The organism is Aequorivita sp. CIP111184 (assembly GCF_900489465.1).
GTDB lineage: Bacteria > Bacteroidota > Bacteroidia > Flavobacteriales > Flavobacteriaceae > Aequorivita.
On the sequence record NZ_UEFQ01000013.1, the window covers coordinates 163,597 to 182,694 of the forward strand.

General features: G+C 35.4%; 17 protein-coding genes. 6 read left to right on the plus strand and 11 right to left on the minus strand.

Annotation, left to right across the window (positions count from 1 at the left end; genetic code table 11):
• On the minus strand, positions 1–477 hold the full coding sequence (gene greA / locus AEQU1_RS00880; RefSeq protein ID WP_111878034.1) for a transcription elongation factor GreA: 477 nt from the start codon (positions 475–477) through the stop codon (positions 1–3).
• 187 nt (positions 478–664) lie between these two features.
• Here greA and AEQU1_RS00885 point away from each other — a divergent pair, with 187 nt between their 5' ends.
• Positions 665–1,099, plus strand: a complete 435-nt coding sequence (locus AEQU1_RS00885) for a hypothetical protein (protein WP_111878036.1) — start codon at positions 665–667, stop codon at positions 1,097–1,099.
• Here the strand turns inward: AEQU1_RS00885 and AEQU1_RS00890 are convergent.
• The gene (locus AEQU1_RS00890; RefSeq protein WP_111878037.1) at positions 1,096–3,288 is read right to left on the minus strand and encodes a TonB-dependent receptor; all 2,193 of its coding nucleotides are present in this window, start codon (positions 3,286–3,288) and stop codon (positions 1,096–1,098) included. The genes AEQU1_RS00885 and AEQU1_RS00890 overlap by 4 nt on opposite strands.
• A 358-nt stretch (positions 3,289–3,646) precedes the next feature.
• Here AEQU1_RS00890 and AEQU1_RS00895 point away from each other — a divergent pair, with 358 nt between their 5' ends.
• The gene (locus tag AEQU1_RS00895; protein WP_111878039.1) at positions 3,647–6,091 is read left to right on the plus strand and encodes an ATP-binding protein; all 2,445 of its coding nucleotides are present in this window, start codon (positions 3,647–3,649) and stop codon (positions 6,089–6,091) included.
• Between the two features lie 11 nt (positions 6,092–6,102).
• On the opposite strand, the gene AEQU1_RS00900 is transcribed toward AEQU1_RS00895, so the two are convergent.
• From AEQU1_RS00900 to AEQU1_RS00930, 7 genes are all read right to left on the minus strand, one after another.
• Complete coding sequence (locus AEQU1_RS00900; protein ID WP_111878041.1) at positions 6,103–7,482, minus strand: sigma-54 dependent transcriptional regulator; 1,380 nt, start codon at positions 7,480–7,482, stop codon at positions 6,103–6,105.
• Between the two features lie 125 nt (positions 7,483–7,607).
• Positions 7,608–7,997 (minus strand): hypothetical protein, encoded by a 390-nt coding sequence (locus AEQU1_RS00905; protein ID WP_111878043.1) that lies wholly within the window; start codon positions 7,995–7,997, stop codon positions 7,608–7,610.
• Positions 7,998–8,210: 213 nt separating this feature from the next.
• A complete protein-coding gene (arfB, locus tag AEQU1_RS00910) occupies positions 8,211–8,615 on the minus strand; it encodes an alternative ribosome rescue aminoacyl-tRNA hydrolase ArfB (RefSeq protein WP_111878045.1) in 405 nt (134 codons plus the stop codon).
• The gene (locus AEQU1_RS00915; protein ID WP_111878046.1) at positions 8,612–10,138 is read right to left on the minus strand and encodes a DUF4301 family protein; all 1,527 of its coding nucleotides are present in this window, start codon (positions 10,136–10,138) and stop codon (positions 8,612–8,614) included. The genes arfB and AEQU1_RS00915 overlap by 4 nt, the downstream gene beginning before the upstream one ends.
• A 1-nt stretch (position 10,139) precedes the next feature.
• Positions 10,140–10,673: an AAA family ATPase gene (locus AEQU1_RS00920; RefSeq protein WP_111878047.1), complete on the minus strand. Its 534-nt coding sequence runs from the start codon at positions 10,671–10,673 to the stop codon at positions 10,140–10,142.
• Complete coding sequence (gene pnuC / locus AEQU1_RS00925; protein ID WP_111878049.1) at positions 10,670–11,308, minus strand: nicotinamide riboside transporter PnuC; 639 nt, start codon at positions 11,306–11,308, stop codon at positions 10,670–10,672. The genes AEQU1_RS00920 and pnuC overlap by 4 nt, the downstream gene beginning before the upstream one ends.
• Positions 11,292–11,552, minus strand: a complete 261-nt coding sequence (locus tag AEQU1_RS00930) for a thiamine-binding protein (protein WP_111878050.1) — start codon at positions 11,550–11,552, stop codon at positions 11,292–11,294. The genes pnuC and AEQU1_RS00930 overlap by 17 nt, the downstream gene beginning before the upstream one ends.
• Before the next feature lie 93 nt (positions 11,553–11,645).
• On the opposite strand from AEQU1_RS00930, the gene AEQU1_RS00935 reads away from it, so the two are divergent.
• Together AEQU1_RS00935 and AEQU1_RS00940 are read left to right on the plus strand one after the other, a co-directional pair.
• Entirely contained in the window at positions 11,646–12,770 is a 1,125-nt protein-coding gene (locus tag AEQU1_RS00935) for an AraC family transcriptional regulator (protein WP_111878052.1), read from the plus strand.
• A gap of 89 nt (positions 12,771–12,859) precedes the next feature.
• Positions 12,860–14,779, plus strand: coding sequence for a T9SS type A sorting domain-containing protein (locus AEQU1_RS00940; protein ID WP_111878053.1), 1,920 nt, complete (start codon positions 12,860–12,862; stop codon positions 14,777–14,779).
• A 220-nt stretch (positions 14,780–14,999) separates the two neighbouring features.
• On the opposite strand, the gene AEQU1_RS00945 is transcribed toward AEQU1_RS00940, so the two are convergent.
• Together AEQU1_RS00945 and AEQU1_RS00950 are read right to left on the minus strand one after the other, a co-directional pair.
• Positions 15,000–15,716 (minus strand): geranylgeranylglyceryl/heptaprenylglyceryl phosphate synthase, encoded by a 717-nt coding sequence (locus AEQU1_RS00945; protein WP_111878055.1) that lies wholly within the window; start codon positions 15,714–15,716, stop codon positions 15,000–15,002.
• Complete coding sequence (locus AEQU1_RS00950) at positions 15,717–16,355, minus strand: 4'-phosphopantetheinyl transferase family protein (RefSeq protein WP_111878057.1); 639 nt, start codon at positions 16,353–16,355, stop codon at positions 15,717–15,719.
• Positions 16,356–16,448: 93 nt separating this feature from the next.
• Here AEQU1_RS00950 and ahcY point away from each other — a divergent pair, with 93 nt between their 5' ends.
• Positions 16,449–17,765, plus strand: a complete 1,317-nt coding sequence (ahcY, locus tag AEQU1_RS00955; RefSeq protein ID WP_111879014.1) for an adenosylhomocysteinase — start codon at positions 16,449–16,451, stop codon at positions 17,763–17,765.
• Positions 17,766–17,940: 175 nt separating this feature from the next.
• The gene (locus AEQU1_RS00960; RefSeq protein WP_111878059.1) at positions 17,941–19,080 is read left to right on the plus strand and encodes a methionine aminotransferase; all 1,140 of its coding nucleotides are present in this window, start codon (positions 17,941–17,943) and stop codon (positions 19,078–19,080) included.
• The last annotated feature ends 18 nt before the right edge of the window (positions 19,081–19,098 follow it).

Below are 19,098 nucleotides of genomic sequence, written 5' to 3' on the forward strand. Positions count from 1 at the left end.
CTAATTTCTTGAAATTTCTAATATTTCAAATTTAAGCACGCCATTGGGCACCTTTATTTCGGCAACCTCTCCTACTTCTTTTCCCAACAATCCGTGACCAATTGGAGAATCTACAGAAATTTTTCCGGTTTTAAGATCGGCTTCACTTTGCGCAACTAACTTATATGTCATTTCCATGCCATTATTTTGATTCTTAATCTTTACGGTTGAATGCACCAGAACTTTGCTCAAATCCAATTGTGATTCATCTATCAAACGGGCATTTGCAAGCACTTCTTCCATTTTTGCAATTCGCATCTCCAGCATTCCCTGTGCTTCTTTGGCGGCGTCATATTCTGCGTTTTCGCTCAAGTCACCTTTATCGCGGGCTTCGGCAATGGCGTTAGACGCCTTTGGGCGTTCCACATCGCGCAGCTGGTCCACTTCATCTCTTAATTTTTTTAATCCTTCGGCAGTGTAATAAGATACTTTACTCATAACTTCGTCGTTTGTGTATGCAGAACATACCTATTCTTTAATATAACAAAATCCCGACTCGTGGCGGGACTCACTTAATAAATTGAAAAAATCCCATACTGTGACGGGATTGTGTTTAACAAATATACTAAAAATTTACTTGTTTTGTAATTTGTTGTAATTTCGGCCTTAAAATTTAATTGTATTTATGAAAAAAATAGTTCTTCTTATTTTTATTGGTATTGGAATGCTATCGTGCTCAAAAAATGACGACAAACAAGAGCGCAATCCCTTTTTAACTGATCCTGCGGTAAACCTAAATTTAAATTTGAATCTACCGGAATACAATTCTTTAAAATTTCCAGGGAATTATATTATTACCAGTCAAGGAATCAAAGGAATTGTAGTTTATTGTATTAGTGAAAACCAATATTTAGCTTTTGATCTTACAGATCCAAACCATGTACCAAGCAGTTGTTCGCGTATGGAATTGACCGGCGTAATTGCTAGTTGCCCATGTACAAATGACGACAATGAGTATTTTATTACTTCAGGACAACACACTACCGAACCAGGCAGTAAGTATCCTATGCAGCAATACAATGCACAGTTAAGTGGGAATACCGTTATTGTTAGCAATTAAAATTTTATCGTCGCCCCCAGTAAAAAATTAATAGTGGCCTGCGGATAATAACCAGCACCTTCAACCGTAGTAACAGTTCCTGGATTACTGAAATCGTCATCATAAGTATAAAAGTAACCGTTAGAAATATATTTCACATTAAAAATATTGTTCACTAAAGCTGAAAAAACCACTTCTTTTACCCACGGAAGATTATCCAAAGTATAAACAATATTTAAATCATTGATAAAGTAGCTGTCCAATTTTGAAGCTTTGCTATCAATATTTCCCATATACTGCTCGCCTACAAATTTTGAAAGAAAACCTAATTGCAATTGTTTAGTTGGCGAAAATTCCAGCATATTTCCGGCAACCACCGTTGGCGAAAACGAAATGTTTGTGTTGCCGAGATTTACCAATTCACCATTGTGTGAGGTGACAAAATCTACATTTTTATTAGTGCTCAAAGCTATATTTGGAATAGTTCTTAAGTTTTTCAAAAGTTGAATTTCGGCATCAATCTCTAATCCCAATCGGTAGCTTTTTCCGCTGCTTGTTCTTAAACCTGCACCCACATCGTTCAATTCGCCGGAAAGCACCAATTGATCTTTGTAATTCATATAAAAAACATTTGTGCTAACCTTTGTACTTTCCGAAGCGAAACGCCAGCCAAGTTCAAAATCGTCCAGTTTTTCAGGTGTGATAATTCCTTGTTCGTAATCATTTCTTGAAGGCTCGCGGTGCGCTTTCCCGTAAGAAAAATAGAATTGGTTTGAAGTGTTCAACTTATAAGTCAAACCTGCTTTTGGGTTGAAAAACGAATAGTTTTCATCAATATTCAACGGCAATAAATCTGAAGTAATTCCCGAAGTATTATAATTTAAAAACCTGCCCTGCAAATCGCCGAAAAAACTCAATTGATTACTGATTCTGTAGGTTGCTTTTGAAAAAATGGTAAACTCACTTTTCTCACCATTTCCTTCGTAATACCGATCGCGGATTTCAGAATTGCTGGCGTAGCGGGCCCAAATTACTTCGCCATAATGATCGCCTGTGTAATAGCTGTAAAAAGCTCCACCAGTAAAATCAATTTTATCGTTTTTATAATTAACGTTTGCATTTGCTGCATAAAAATCGTTATCCAACCATCGGCGACGGATTAAATCGGTTGTATTTATGGTATCGCCGTCAATTGTAATCGGTTCGAAACTGTATGTTTCAAAATCTTCGTCTTCTTTATATTGCTCAAAATAGCCTTCCCCTTTTGTGTAGTTAAAAGAAACATTCGTGCTCCAATTATTGTTGAAACGCTGGTTCCAAAGCAATTGATAATGATCCTGCGCATAATTATCTACTTCATTATCGTAAAATTGAATATTTCCATCTTCATCAGTGTACTCTCCTACGGTGTTGTAGGTTCTATCATTCTTAAGTTTTTCCGGGTCTTCCAAGCCATTCCATGACTGATAGGTTTCTTCCCTTCCTCCAAAAACTAATGCTTTTATCAGGGTATTTTTATTCACAAACGCTCCCTGTAGAAAATACGATTTCAAGTCTGAACTAGCTCTGTCTACATAACCTTCGGATTGAATGGTTGACAACCTTCCCGCTAATTCAAAATGGTCCGAAAGTAAGCCAGTGCTAAACTTGACGTTGTGTTTATGGGTGTTAAAACTTCCGAAGGAATTTGAAATTTCACCATAGGCTTCGTTTGAAACGGCGTCGCTCAACAAATTCAAACTTGCTCCAAAAGCTCCCGAACCATTGGTGGAAGTTCCAACGCCGCGTTGCAATTGTAGACTTTGAACCGAAGAAGTAAAATCGGGCAAATTCACCCAAAAGGTTCCCTGACTTTCAGAATCGTTGTAGGGAATTCCATTCAACGTTACATTCACTCTTGAAGCATCGCTCCCGCGCACCCGAATGTAAGTATAACCCACGCCAGCGCCAGCATCACTTGTGGTGACGACCGATGGAAGATAATTGAGCATATACGGAATGTCCTGCCCTAGGTTTCGCTTTTCAAGCTCTTCTTTGTCGAGATTGGAGTGTGTAATAGGCGAATCGGCAGAAACGCGAACGGCTTGCACTAAAACTTCGTCCAAAGATTCAATCTTAGTAGAATCTTGCGGTTTTTCCTGAGGTATTTCCTGTGCGGAAACAGAAACAAATAATGAAGTAAATACTGCGGAAATCAATAACTTTTTCATTCGTACTATTTTAAATTATACGAATAAAAGGGGCGTTATTCTTGGTTCATTAAATGGTTACATAAAAAAACCCTGAGAATAGTGCGTCGTGCAATATTACAGGGGGTTCCTATTTATATCCCTTGGCAGCATTACCCGCCCAGGTTCTTTGGGTATAATCTCAGCCAGAATGATTAACGATTTTTTATTTTCGATTTCAGAATTACTTCTGCAATCAACAATCTTAAATTTACAATCGTTAATCCCTTAGCACCCCTTTGAGATGTTTGGCAAAGATACAATTCATTTTATTTATTCAATTGAAATTTTTATCATATCCTTAATACTTCGCTTTTTTTATAGTCTTTACATTTGAGCGATGGCCACTTCAAAAAATAAATTCACTTTTAAGATTATCCTCAGCTATCTTATTTTGGGGGCTTTGTCTGTTTTAGTAGGCTTTTTTTTATATTCAGAATTTAAAAATTTTACTGCCGAATCTGCTGAAACTACAGGCGAAAAAAAATTCATCGAAACTGGAACACTTATCAATCTGGTTTATGAAACCGACGGATTTTCAAGGCTCGCGCTTTTAACCGAAAGCGATGACGACTTTGAAAAATATATGGTCAAGACTGATTTGCTTTTCCGAAAAATTGAACAGATTAAATCGCTTACCAATAACGATTTCCAAATAAAACAGTTAGACAGTGTTAATTCACTGCTCCAAGAGAAAAATCGAAATATTGAGCAATTGCGCATCCTGCGACTCACAAACCAAAAAGACACTTCGCTAGATGATATTATGCGTGAAGTGCGCAAACTGGAGGCTTCCGTTGGATTAAATTCTGTAGAATCGTTAATAAAAAATCCTTCAAAGCTCAATAATCAGGAGCTTAAAGTCTGGCAAAATTATGCAGACTATCTCAATAGAGATGTTACGCGCGATACTTCTACCGTCAAGTCGAAAACTGTAGATTCTATGCTTACGGCTTCACGTTATATTGTGGCGGAAGCGAAAAAGGAAAACTCGAGAATCCGCGAATCTTTGATGCAAAAGGAGAATGAATTGATCCGCAACGACCTTAATATTTCTGAACGTTTGCGCGAAATAATTGCCAGTTTTGATCGTGAAATTACAAAGAACAACAATTTAGAAAAGCAACAACGCTCGGAATCTATGGAAAGAACCAAACAGATTTTGAAATTTGCTGGCATTTTGGGCGGTATTGTGGTTTTACTATTTTCCTATTTTATTCTTTCAGACTTTTTTAGAGCGGAGCGTTTCAAAAAGAATTTAGAAGAATCAAAAAATTATGCCGAATCGCTTCTAAAAAGTCGCGAACAACTTATTTCCACAGTAAGTCACGATTTAAAAACTCCATTGAATACTATCAGCGGATATGCAGAATTGTTTGAAAATTCAAATCTTTCCGAAAAACAGAAATACTATTTGGGACAGATTACTTCCAGCTCACATTTCATTTCGCATTTGGTAGATGATTTACTGGATTACTCCAAATTGGAAGCAGGAAAATTACCTATTGAAAGCATTCCTTTTTCACTTGAAAATATAATTCTCGATGCCGGAAATGCAGTAAAACAGCTATACCTTCAAAAACCTATTGAGTTAAAAATTTCAATTTCCGAAGGAATAAAAAGTCAAATTTTTGAAAGCGATCCATTGCGAATTCGGCAAATTATAAATAATTTGGTGGGGAACGCCTTCAAGTTTACGGAACAAGGCAGCGTAGAAATTAAGGTAGAGGAACTAGAAAAGAAAAATAAAATCTCAACCATTCAAATCTCCGTTATTGACACAGGAATTGGCATTTCTGTAGAGAAACAAAAACTTATTTTCAACGAGTTTACACAAGCCGAGACTGAAATTGCACATAAATTTGGCGGCAGTGGTTTGGGGTTGGCAATTTCAAAAAAACTGACCGAGCTTTTGGATGGAACTTTAAAAGTGAAAAGTGTTGTGAATGAGGGAAGTTCTTTTATGCTTTCACTTCCATTGAAAAAATCGGAAAGGATTTTGCCCAAGATTTCTTCAGAAAAAACAGATTTATTGGAAGATTTAAAAGCTATAATAATTGACGATGACGAAACAATGCGTGCGCTTTTACAGGAAATCTTCGAACAAATGAATATTGCTTCGGAAGCTTTTAGCAGTTTTGAAAATTTTAAAACAACGTCTATTAAAATTAATTATGACTTTGTTTTAACCGATATTCAAATGCCAGAAACCGATGGTTTTACAGTTTTGAAGAGATTGAAAAATGATGAAGTTTCTTCCTATAAAAATCAACCAATCATAGCTATGACGGGAAATCGGGAACATAGTCGTGATTTTTATTTTGAAAAAGGTTTTGCAGAAATGCTTCCGAAGCCATTTTCGAAACAGGAACTTATAACGGTTTTGGAGAAAATTTTTCCGCAAACCAACAGTTTTTTAGAAGAAGTAAAAGTGGACGAAACACACCAAAATAGTTCTTCCAATAACGATAAATTTGATCTTTCCCTTTTAAAATCTTTTTTGAATACCCCACAAGCTTTAGATGAAGTTTTAACCATTTTTAATTCACAAACGGAAATGGATTTACTTGAAATAAAAGCAGCAATTTCAGAAGGAAAAGTTCAACCAATTAAGGAAATCGCTCACCGAATGCTCACGATGTTTCGTCAGATACAAGCAAAAGAAGTAATTCCTATTCTCGAAAAATTAGAATTTTATAGTGTTGAAACTATTGAAATTGTAGAAATGAAAATGGATTATGAAAAACTAGTATTGAACATTCGGGATTTACAAAAAGGCTTATAAAACAGCTGATTTTACAAATCTATTTTATAATGCTCAAGTTTATTATAAAGCGTTTTACGGGTAATATTCAGCAGTTTCGCTGCCTTTGTTTTATTGAAATCGGCTTCCTTTAAAGCATTCAAAATAAGTTGTTTTTCGTTGCTTTCTTTTGAAAAATCTACTTTTTCTTTTTTAGATTTTTCAGAAAATAAAACCTCACGCGGTATAACATCCAACGGTATTAAACTTGAATTCGTCAATAAAACAGAGCGTTTAATTACGTTTTTCAATTCGCGAAGATTGCCTGGCCACGCATAGTTTTTAAAGGCTTCTTCCACTTCTTTTGAAAGTCCTAAAACCTCTTTTCCTAATGAGGTATTTGCCTCTGCCAAAAAATATTCAATAAATAGAAAAAGATCTTCTTTGCGTTCGTGAAGTGACGGAATGTGTATAGAAAATTCATTTAATCGATGGTACAGATCTTCACGAAATTTTCCTTCGGAAACTGCTTTCAGCAAATCTTCATTGGTCGCAGAAAGTATGCGGACATCAACCTCAATTTCGGTATTGCTGCCCACGGGTTTTATTCTTCTTTCCTGCAAGGCACGCAACAATTGAATTTGGTTTTCATAGGAGAGATTGCCAACTTCATCTAAAAAAAGTGTGCCACCATCGGCTGCTTCAAAATGGCCTTTTTTGTCATTTACAGCACCAGTGAAGCTTCCTTTTACATGGCCGAAAAATTCACTTGCCGCAATTTCTTTTGGAATAGCGCCACAATCTACAGCAACAAAGCTTTTATCTTTTCGCGAGCTATAATTGTGAATTGCCTTTGCAGCAACTTCTTTCCCCGTTCCACTTTCTCCTTGAATCAACACACACATATCTGTTGGTCCGACGAGTTTCAAGTATTCATTGAATTTTTTTGAAGTTTCGCTGATTCCCACAACAAATCGGGGTTTTTCAGAAGTAGTTTTAGGGGTAGTTGTTTTTTTCTCTTCAATAGTTTCTGAAACAGAACTTTTCGAAGTAATGCTTTCCGACCCTTCAATATTTTGAATATCCTCTTCAATAATCATCAATAATTCCTCAGGCCGAAAAGGTTTTGAGATATAATCTAAAGCGCCTTTTTTAATGGCCTTAACCGCTGTATCAACTTCAGCGTAGCCAGTCATTAAAATCACTTTTGTGTTTGGGGAAGTTTTTTGGGAAAATTCAAGCAACTCCAAACCAGAATCGTCTGGAAGTTTTAAATCAGTAATGAGCAGATCAAAATTATTTTCAGTAATCGCTTTTCGTGCATGTTCACCAGTAAGTGAAACAGAAACCTGAAATCCTTTTCTTTCCAAAAAAGAGGTGATCATTTTTCCAAAAGCTATATCGTCTTCAACTATATGTATTTTTTGCGCCATTACTTTTTCTGAGAACGTAAAAATAGCGAGTATAAGGCTGGGCAAGCTTTAAATTTATCATAAAAAAAGGCACCCAAAAATTGGATGCCTTTTTCTGAAGTATTGAATCTAAAAATACCTGCAGTTTACTGCTTCTTCATATCATTCTTAATCCACTCACCTTTTGCATTTGCATACACTGTAGCAGCTTTTTTATCTGCAGTGGCAAGTTGAATTTTATATTCTCCGTTGGCATTCACATAAGCTTTTGAAATGGTAGCGCCGCTAAAATCTTTAGCTACGGCATCTTGAACTGTTTGTGGTACCTCAGAAGTTTTTACTTCTTTATAATCTTGTATTGGAGCAGCAATAGCAACGGTTTCAGCATCTTGTGCAGCTTCAATTCTTGTTTCAACTTGCGTTTCAACGGCAGTTTGCTTTTGCTCATTCATTGCAGTTGGTTCTTTTTCAGTTTGTGCAGTTGCGGCGGTTAAACCTCCTAATAAAATTGCTGTACTTAAAATTAACTTTTTCATAATGTTTGTGTTTAAATATTTATTTATTCGTTTCTAAGTTTGTTTGTTGACTTGTATATAGAAAAAGTAGTGCCAGAGAAATAGGGTTAGAGAAATAACCATTAAGTATATGAATAACAGCAGTTTATGTAAATATGTAAAATATTTAATTTTTAGGAAAGTGTGTAAATAAAAGGACAACTGTATAAAAAATACACAGTATTTGTGTAAACACTATTCAATTTTTGGCGGCTTCCGGTTGGATTTCTTGAAAGCATTTTCCTTTTTTGATTTTAAACGTCTTTCAATTGCACCTTTTGAAGGTTTTGTTTTTTTTCGTGGCTTTGCAACTTTTAGATTTTGCTGAAGTAATGCAACCAATCTTTCAATCACAATGCCTTTATTACGATGCTGGCTTCGAGTTTCGCCACATTGAAGTGTAATAAATCCTTCGGAAGAAATTTTTGAAGCTAGCTTGTTTCGAAGTCGTTCTTTTTCCGTTTCAGAAAGTGCTTGGGAAGCATCCAAATTAAATGAAATGGCAACTTTTGAAGCAGTTTTATTGACGTGCTGCCCACCCGGACCGCTACTGCGGATGGCTTTAAAGTTTAATTCTGATATTACAATTTCGGTGTTCATTTAGGTTGGTGCACTTCGCTTAATAGATCGTTTACTGTTTTTACAGGATTAAAAGTAATAAGCGGAACTTCTACAAAAACAGTATTCCAATTTGCCATCGCTCCGTTCCAAAGCCCGGGAAGTTCCAATGCTTTTATGGGTTTTCCTTGATAGGATTTTAGCGAAATAAAACCTGCGTCAGGATCTGAAAATTTCAGCAAATTATATTTTTCACCTTTATAATTACGAACACCACAAACCAAATCAACAGGATTAAAGTGTGTGGCTTTGTCAACTAGCTGTCCTTTTTGTAGATTTTCGTGATCAATCTGCGACATTTCCACAATTTGATAAGAAAGTTTTCCGTCTTTATCCTTTATAAGAAATGGCCCTCCCCCAGGCGCCCCCGTGTTTTCAACTACACCGCAAATACGTATGGGACGTTCCAAAACTTTCAAAAGTGTTTCTTTTTTTGCTGAACTAATTTGGATTTTTAATTCTTCGGAAATAAACTCAGAAGCATTTTTCAGTATTTCATCCGAAGGATTTTCAGATTGCAGTTTTTCTGTAAATTTAAAAATTTGTTGCTGTAACAAAATCAATTTTCCAGCCAATACTTTTTTCTGAAATGCAATGGTTTCCACATAATTTTGTGAAACCACATTGTCAATATTTTTTATAAAAATAATGTCCGCATCCACATCATTTAAGTTTTCCAATAATGCTCCGTGCCCTGATGGGCGGAAAAGCAAATCTCCATTTTCATCAAAGAATATATCATTTTCAGCGGTTACAGCGATAGTATCGGTTTCCTTTTTCTGAAACGAGTACGAAATATTAAAGCGAACTCCTGTTCTATTTTCAACAATATCCTTTACTTCGTCAAAGCGCTTTTTAAATTTTTTCTCGTGGCCTTCGGAAACTGTAAAATGAAGATTGGCTATGCCATTTGCTTCAGCATAAAAAGCAGCTTCGTACAATTGTTCCCCAAAAGCAGTTGCATAATTTTCGTCGTATTTATGAAAAGGAACAAGCCCTTTTGGGGTGTTACTGAAATTCAATCCTGTCTCTTCCAGCATTTCCTTTACGAACAAATAGTATTTTTTTCCTTTCTCAAAATTATCATAACCAGAATATTTTTTTTCCAATTTTTCACTCACCAAAGCTGAAAAAGCAAATTTTTCAATAGCGTTAAAAAATATTCTCAAATTTTGGTTTTCTTCTTTTTGAAGGAACGCTTCAATCTGGTCATTTTCAAAATCAAAATTCTCCAAGAACTGATGCAAAAACTTAAACATACGTGTAGCAGCCCCAGAAGCGGGGACAAATTTCAATAAATCAAGTCTGTCTTTTTCGGATTCAAAAAGACTGGCAAAATGTTGCTGCTCCTTTTCTGAAAACACTTTGATTCCATTATCGGCAGAAGCGGGTTCTACAATATTAGCGAAAGGAATTCCTTCCTTAAAAATTTGTAATTGCTTTACTAAATTGACCACGGAAAGACCGTGATTCTTTATTTGTTGCAGGTTTTTTTCTGTAAACATTTTAGTTCTTCTTCAGCAATGCGTCAATAATTCTGACGGCGTTTTCAAATCTTTCTTTTTCGTTTCCCTTCAAAACTTGATATGGGAAATCCTGTTCTTTTAATTCGGACTCGAAAATACGAAACATTTCCTCGCGATTGTTTGGCCTGTCACGTAAATCGTCCGCTTCCCAAGGCGTATCAATATAGGTTAAAAGATAGATGCTATATTTTTTTTTGGTTGCTTCGTTTTTTATTTCCGAAGGGCAAAATCCGTTGTAATAATATTCGGAATAAACTTTAAGTTCGAGTAAGTTTGTATCGCAAATCAACAGATTTTCAACTTGTTGCGAAGTTTCATTTTCTAGTTTCAATTGGCCTTTTGCAATTGGAATTAAATCTTCTTTTTCAACTAATTTATTTTCGGAATTCCACTTTTTCTGAAGGTATTCACGCATAAATTCGGGTACCCAAAGTGTATTGTAATGGTTCGCCAATTGTTTAGCCAAAGTAGTTTTCCCCGTAGATTCGGGACCGTATAAAACTACTTTTATCAATTCAGCAGGCTGGTTTCGGGTATGTCGAGATTTTTCTTCCACGCGCGGTATCCGTAAATGGCAATAATAGTGAATAAAAGGTATTGAAACGAAGTAAAAACGAGTCCTTTATAAAGGTATAGTGGCACGGAAATGATATCACCAATAATCCAATAGATCCAGTTTTCGAGTTTTTTTTTCGCCATAAGCCACATTCCCACAAAGAATATTGCTGTGGTAACTGTGTCAACGTAAGCAGTCCAATTGTTCCATTTATCGAAATATTTATAAACAGCGAACACGAAAACCAACGTCCCAATAAAAATATAAATTGACTTTTTATTCTCTGATTTTGTAGCTTTTGTAATAGGAGTATAATGAGTGTCGTCCACTTTTCGGGTCCAAATATACCAGCCATAAATACTCATTGCGAAGTAATAGGCGTTTATCATCATATCGCCCAAAAGTCCATAAATAGCGAGAATATATACAAAAATTGCGGTACTAATGATACCCGTCGGGTACACCAAAATATTATCCTGTTTACTGAACCAAACGCTCAAAAACCCAAAGAATACCCCAAGCAATTCCAGCACTATTAAATAAGTTGGAATGTCTTTGTACTGCGCAAAAAACCATTCAAAAATGGGGCTCATAATCGCTGCGGTCAGATTTTACTATTTTTATATAAAGCAGCCCTCTTTCCACCGCATCCAATGCAATTTTCATTTCCTTTTGAAGTAGATTCATCACGGCATCATACTCACCGTAAACCTGTGTGCTCAGCGGGTTTTCCAAAACTGTAAATTCGGAATTCCGCAAGCTTTTTATGAAATTTATGATTGCAGGTTCGTAATCGTCTTGTAAAGGTGTAAGGGTTAATTCAACTGAAATTTTCATTTTCAATTTTTTTTCAAATTTACAAGTTTCGATTGGTGTCTCTTAGAGTTTGAACTTAATTTTTTTATCTTTAAATCAATCTAATTTATTCTATTGAAAATAAATATACTTTACAGTATAGTTTTAGCTGCAATCCTACAAGGGTTTTGGTTGAGTTTTTTTATTCTTTTTACTAAAAAATTTAATACGAAGGCCGCAAAATTTTTAGGACTTTTAATTTTAGCTGTTACACTTACCCAATTACAGTATTTTTTAGGAGAGATCGGCATCATTTCATGGCGGCAATTTAATGCAATCCATTTGCCGTATGAGTTTTTACAAGCTCCATTCCTTTATTTCTTTGTGAGCTTTTATTTATACCCAAATAAGATTGTTCGCAATATTGAAAAAGCACTGTTTATTCCAGCGGCATTTTTTTTAATGCTCACATTATTATATAAGATAATTGCTTTTACAACAATTGAAAATTGGAAGGATCAGCCAGTTCTCAAGGCCTTGGCAAACATTAATGTTTATTACGGAGAGGTAGTAAATCTGCTATTATTGTTTATAGTAGTTGCGGCATCATTGTACAAATTATTTACACAAGATAGAAATACGAAGACATATAATACTAAAATTATAAGTGCCGAATTGGTGTGGCTCAAAATTTTATTACTTGTTATATTAATAGTAATTCTTTCTTATTCTTATTATGTATTTCAATTTTTTATAGATGCAAATGCTTCGTATTTTCTCGTTGATATTACTGTAAGCATTTTAATATATGCATTAGGTTATATTGGAATTCAAAAAATGAATATTATAAAAGAACGTGAAAATATTAGAATGTTTAATCGTTCACACCAACAGCTATATTCTGTAGTCGAAGATTCAAAAAATGAAAACATTTCAAAAATTGTAGAGATTGTAATAAATAAACAGCGATTTCTTGATCCAAATTTTTCTTCTGACACTTTAGCTGACGAACTTCAGCTTAGTAAAAGTCATCTTTCACGTATTTTTAATAATGAAATGAATGTGAGCTTTACTGATTATATAAATACACTTAGGGTAGAAGAAGCCAAAAAACACCTCCAAACCCCAGAATTTTCAAATTATACTTTAGTAGCTATCGGTTTAGAAGCAGGCTTCAATTCAAAGACCACTTTTAATACCACCTTCAAAAAAATAACAGGGCAAACGCCTTCCCAGTTTAAAAAAACAGTATCAAATTAGTTCCAATTTTTGCTATTTGCAGTAATCCGAACACCTAAAATACTAGAGCACGCTACTTTCGATTCATAATTAATTTAAAACCCAATATTATGAAATCGTTCAAAACAATTTTCTCGGCACTTCTTTTATTTTCAATTTTTCAACTTTCCGCAAATGCACAATTAAAAACTTTTACCAATAGCACAGGTAACAATCTTTGGCAAGATGCAGCCAACTGGTCACCCGGTGGAGTGCCACAAAATTCAAATGACGTATTGATTCCATCTGGTTCTGAGGTAGATGTAGCTGTTCTCACAGCAGTAAATGCTGTTACCTTAGAAGCCAATGCAGTGCTTAATATTATGACCGGTTCACAATTTAGAACTTTTGGAGGAGCAACGTATGCTGCAGGCTCAATTATTAATTTTGAGGGAGGCTATTTTAGCAGTTATAATTTTTCTGCTACTATTAATGGTCAACTAAATATTTTTGGAGCTGACATAAAACATCTGGCAGGCAATATTTTAATAAACAGTCAGATGAATGTTGCATCTGGAGTATTAGACTTAGAATATAGTGGAAGCGCCAGCGAATTCTTAACAATTACTTCAAGTGGAGTAATGACCGTGGGTGATGCCAGCTTTGCCAGCGCGCCTTTTGGTGGGCTTTTAATTAATGAGGGATTGATTCAAAAAACATCAGGCGCTGGAACATTTACAATTAGTAGTACGTTTGAAAATAATGACGGCACCATAAATATAGATAGTGGTTCTATGATGCTTTCAGGACTTATGACTTTAACAGATGGAGAATACAATGTAAATTCAAATGGATTTTTAGAATTAAATGGCGATATTCCAAATTTTATAATCGGAACCCTTACAGGGCAATTAGATGGTCCGTTTATAGTTGATGGTGGTGGTTTGAGAATTGAAAACAATGGCGTAAATTTTTTAGATTTTTCTGGTCCTGCAGGAGTAGTATGGCGTGGAGGTACTCTTACTGCACAAGCAGCAGCAGGAACCGTTTTAGTAAATAATGGACTAATAAATTTTACAGGAACAGGCAGCCAACAAACACAACTTTCAGGTGGTGCGGTATTTAAAAATGAGGGTACTATTTTATTTGATGCAGCAGCAAACAATCTTTCTATCGGACAAGGTTCAATATTCGAAAATCGTGAACTTGGTGTTATTACAGTTGTAGATGGCGTTATTATAACTGGCGGACCTTTTATAAATACTGGCCTTATCCAAAAAACTACTGGCACAGGCACTGCAACCATAAGAAGTTTAACTAATAATAGCCCAGGTATTCTAAATATTGAAATAGGAAATATGGATTTTAATGATTTGTATGAAGGTGATGGCACCATAACTGGTGCCGGCTCTATTGGTACAGTTGCTTTTATAAGTATTGATGGAACCATTGCCCCAGGAAATAATGGCCCAGGCACGTTAGATTATAACATACAATTCGATTTTGATACAACCCCAAACTGTGTGTATCAATTAGAAATAAATGGAATTACACCAGATACCGAACACGATCTATTTGCTATAAACGCACCTGCAAAACTCAATGGTACTTTTGATATTCAATTAGGCTATGCGCCGCAGCTTAATGATGAGTTCGTAGTAATTACCGCAAATAGTATAATTGAATGTAATTTGCCGGCACAGGTTACAGCAACCTTTGGCAATGGCACGTATACCTATGATGTTGTTTGTAATCCAGAAAATGTAACCTTGAAAGTAGTCAACATTGTTTTGGGCGTAGAGGAAAGTCAACTTTCAAATGCAGTTTTATATCCCAATCCAACTTCGGGAAATTTCAATATTGATTTAGGAAAAGATTATTCAGAAATAAATACAACCATCACAAACATCCTCGGGCAAGTAGTTGCTTTTGAACGATATGTAAATACAAATACCTTAGAAGTAAACCTTCAAGGTAGTCCGGGGATTTATTTTGTGAATTTAACAACTGCGGAAGGAGTTTCTGAAACTTTGAAAATTATTAAGAATTAATTTAAAACAAAGGAAGGCAGGGCAAGAAACCATCGTAATATTACTCTGAATATACGCTTAGTCCGAGCAAATTAGTATAGCAAATTAACAGATTTTCAGTTATTTATGAAATTGATTATTACAAGTTCATAATCGTCTTGCAATGGCGAGAGTGTTAGTTAAATTTTAATTATTTTTATAATTTATAATGTGGCTTCGGCTCCGCTCAACCACCGAATGGTCATTGAGCGGAGCCGAAATGACTACTTTCAAATGTAGTGCCCATAACAATCATATCTGCCCCCGAATTATAAGCCAATTGTATTTGATACTCTGTTTTTATACCGCCACCAACAATTAAAGGAACATTGATAGCGTTTTTTACTTCGGAAATTATTTCAGGATTTACAGGATATTTTGCACCACTGCCCGCTTCCAAATAAATAAGTTTTGCCCCCATAAATTGTCCCGCCAAAGCTGTATTCACAATCAATTCAATATTTTCTTGTGAAAGCGGTTCCGTTTTCGTCACTTTTGATACGGAAGAATCAGTTCCACCATCAATTAAAATATAGCCTGTGGAAATAATTTCCAAAGAAGAGTTTTTCAATTTTGAAATGGATTTTATCTGTTGACCTATTAAATATTCTGCATTCCGTCCTGAAAGTAAGGTTAAGAACAAAAGGACATCAGCCAAAGGTGTAATATGTGAATGATCGCCTGGAAATAGAAAAACGGGAAGTTTAGATTCCGCTTTCAACGCTTTTACTGTCTCTTCGGTTTCTCCGTTTGCTACTGTACTTCCACCTACAAAAAGATGTGTAGTCTCGTTTGGTATTTTTTTGAGAAATAATTTTACTGAAGAAATATTAAATTTTTCTGGATCAATCAAAATAGCAAGTTGCTTCTCTTTCTTTGCAACCGATTTTAGAAAAGTCTTGTAAAAAATTCCTTCCATTTAGTTTTTTTCAGAAATAAGAGCGTAAGCACAAGTGAATTCTTCAAACTCTAAAAAATCTACATTGTATTTTTCCTGTTTTTCCGCATAAGTTACGGTAGCTATGGTTTTAGTCTCATCAAGCATAAAATCTTCCACAACAATATTTTCTAAAAAGCTGACTCCTTTTTCAGCAAAACTTTTATAGAGTGATTCCTTGGCACACCAAACGATGGTAAGTTTGCGCATTAAAGCATCCTCATTTGCAAAAATTTTATAGGCTTTTAAAGGAGTGAATTTATGGGCAATGCGAAGAATTTTATGTCGCTGCATTTCAATATCAATACCTACTTCGGTATCACTAATAATAATGGCAGAAAAGTTAAAGGAATGTGTAATGGAAATATGCTTATCGTCCGTTAAATGTGGCTTTCCGTTTTCGTCGTAATATAAATCGTGATCGGTATATCCTTCCAAAGCCATCAAATGTCGAATACTCATAAAGCCACGACGATGAAGATCACTTTTCATATTAAATACCCTATTAGAGCAGTTTTCTGTAAGATTTATTCCCTGCGAGAGCGCTTCAAAAGACTCTTCGATCTTCCAAATGAAGACTTTAGTGTGAGGATTTACTGTTATAGTTTTGTAAAGTGGCATAGAATTTTAAAGGATATTATGTACTTTTGCGGACTGAAAAACAGAAATTAGTTTTAATAAATGCTCGTACTTTCGGGTATAAATATAATAAATATGTCAACGAAAACTGTGCCTTACACGGCGTTTAAAGTAAAAGATATTTCCCTTGCAGATTGGGGAAGAAAAGAAATTGAGCTTGCCGAAGCGGAAATGCCTGGGCTTATGAGCTTGCGTGAAGAATACGGAAATGAGCAGCCATTAAAAGGTGCGCGCATAGCTGGATGTCTTCACATGACCATTCAAACTGCCGTACTTATTGAAACTTTAAAAGCTTTGGGCGCAGAAGTTACTTGGAGTTCTTGTAATATTTTCTCTACCCAAGACCACGCTGCTGCTGCAATCGCTGATGCCGGAATCCCAGTATACGCTTGGAAAGGTATGACCGAAGAGGAGTTTGACTGGTGTATTGAACAAACACTTTTCTTTGGCGAAGACCGCAAACCATTGAATATGATTCTTGACGATGGTGGCGATCTTACCAATATGGTTTTGGATAAATATCCAGAACTTGCCGCTGGCGTGAAGGGTATTTCTGAAGAAACTACTACTGGCGTTCACCGTCTTTACGAGCGTGTGAAAAAAGGAACTTTACCAATGCCGGCTATCAATATTAATGATAGTGTTACCAAAAGTAAATTCGACAATAAATACGGTTGTCGCGAAAGTGCTGTGGATGCAGTGCGTCGCGCTACAGATATAATGATGGCCGGAAAACGTGTTGTAGTTTGTGGCTATGGCGATGTTGGTAAAGGAACTGCTGCTTCTTTCAAAGGCGCTGGAAGTATTGTTACCGTTACTGAAATCGATCCAATTTGCGCATTACAGGCTGCAATGGACGGTTTTGAAGTAAAAAAATTAGAAACCGTTATTGGCAACGCTGATATCATAATTACAACAACAGGAAATAAGGACATCGTTCGCGGAGAGCATTTTGAAGCGATGAAAGACAAAACAATTGTCTGTAATATTGGGCATTTTGATAATGAAATTGCGGTTGCTTGGTTGAAGAAAAACCACGGAAACACCCACGTTGAAATTAAACCACAGGTTGACAAATATACTATTGACGGAAAAGACATCATCCTTTTGGCTGAAGGTCGTTTGGTAAATCTTGGTTGCGCCACAGGTCACCCAAGTTTTGTAATGAGTAACAGTTTCACTAACCAAACTTTAGCGCAGATCGAACTTTGGAAAAATGGTGAAAACTATGAAAACGAAGTGTATATGCTTCCAAAGCATTTGGATGAAAAGGTTGCAAAACTTCACCTTGAGAAAATTGGGGTTGAACTTACTGAACTTTCAAAAGAACAAGCTGATTATATTGGTGTAACAGTTGAAGGACCGTTTAAACCTGAATACTACAGATACTAAGAATTCCCGCGGAGGTGGGAATCTCTTCATTTTAAACTTGAAACCCTTGCAATTTGTGAGGGTTTTTTTATGGAATAAACTTAGTTGTACTGTTTTCAATTTTTATCAAAAAAAATAAATAGTAACTTAGACAAATGCATAAAAGATGTTTTCGTCTATATAAATACAGAACAGAATGATAAATTCAAAATTACCCAATATTGAAACCTCCATTTTCGCCAAGATGAGCAAAATGGCCACTGACCACAATGCATTAAACCTTGCCCAAGGGTTCCCGAATTTCCCCAGCGATCCGGCTTTGAATGCATTGGTAGATCACGCAATGCGAGATGGCTATAACCAATATGCACCAATGCCAGGAGATTTTGAACTGAGAATGGAAATTTCTAAAAAAATTGAAAAACTTCACAATCATTTCTATAATCCTGAAAATGAAATCACAATAACTGCTGGAGCAACGCAAGCTATTTTTACAATAATTGCAGCTACAATTAGCAAAGGTGACGAAGTAATTATTTTCACTCCAGCCTATGATTGTTATGCGCCAACCGTGGAGTTATTTGGCGGAAAAATTGTTCCAGTTCAATTGAAACCACCTTTTTATAAAGTGGATTGGCAAGAAGTTACAGATAAGATTTCTTCAAAAACGAAAATGATAATCATCAACAGTCCACACAACCCAAGCGGGATGCTTTTTTTAGAAGAAGACATGCTTCAATTGCAGGACTTTGCTGAAAAAAATGATCTTTTTATTTTAAGCGATGAAGTTTACGAACATATTATTTTTGATGGCAATGTACATCAAAGCGCTTCTAAATTTGAAGCTTTGGCCGAACGCAGTTTTATAACAGCATCCTTTGGAAAAACGTTTCACAATACAGGCTGGAAAATGGGCTATTGTGCTGCACCTGAAAAGTTGATGAAGGAGTTTCAAAAAGTGCATCAATTTGTTGTTTTCTGTGTAAACCATCCAATTCAGAAAGCATTGTCTACTTATTTGAAAGATCCAAATCATTATTTAAAACTTTCAAATTTCTATCAGCAAAAGCGCGATTTCTTTTTACATTTAATGGAAGGCTCTAATTTTAAAATAATCCCTTCAAAAGGCACTTATTTTCAAATGCTTGATTTTTCAGAAATTTCAAAAGAAAGTGATATCACTTTTACAGAAAGGCTTACGAAAGAATTTAAAATTGCCACAATCCCGACTTCGGTTTTTAATGAAGGAAAAAAAGATTTCAAACAAATACGTGTTTGTTTTGCAAAAACTGACGAAACCTTAGCCGAAGCTGTGCAAATTTTAAAACAATTTTAATTGTCAAAATTTATTTTA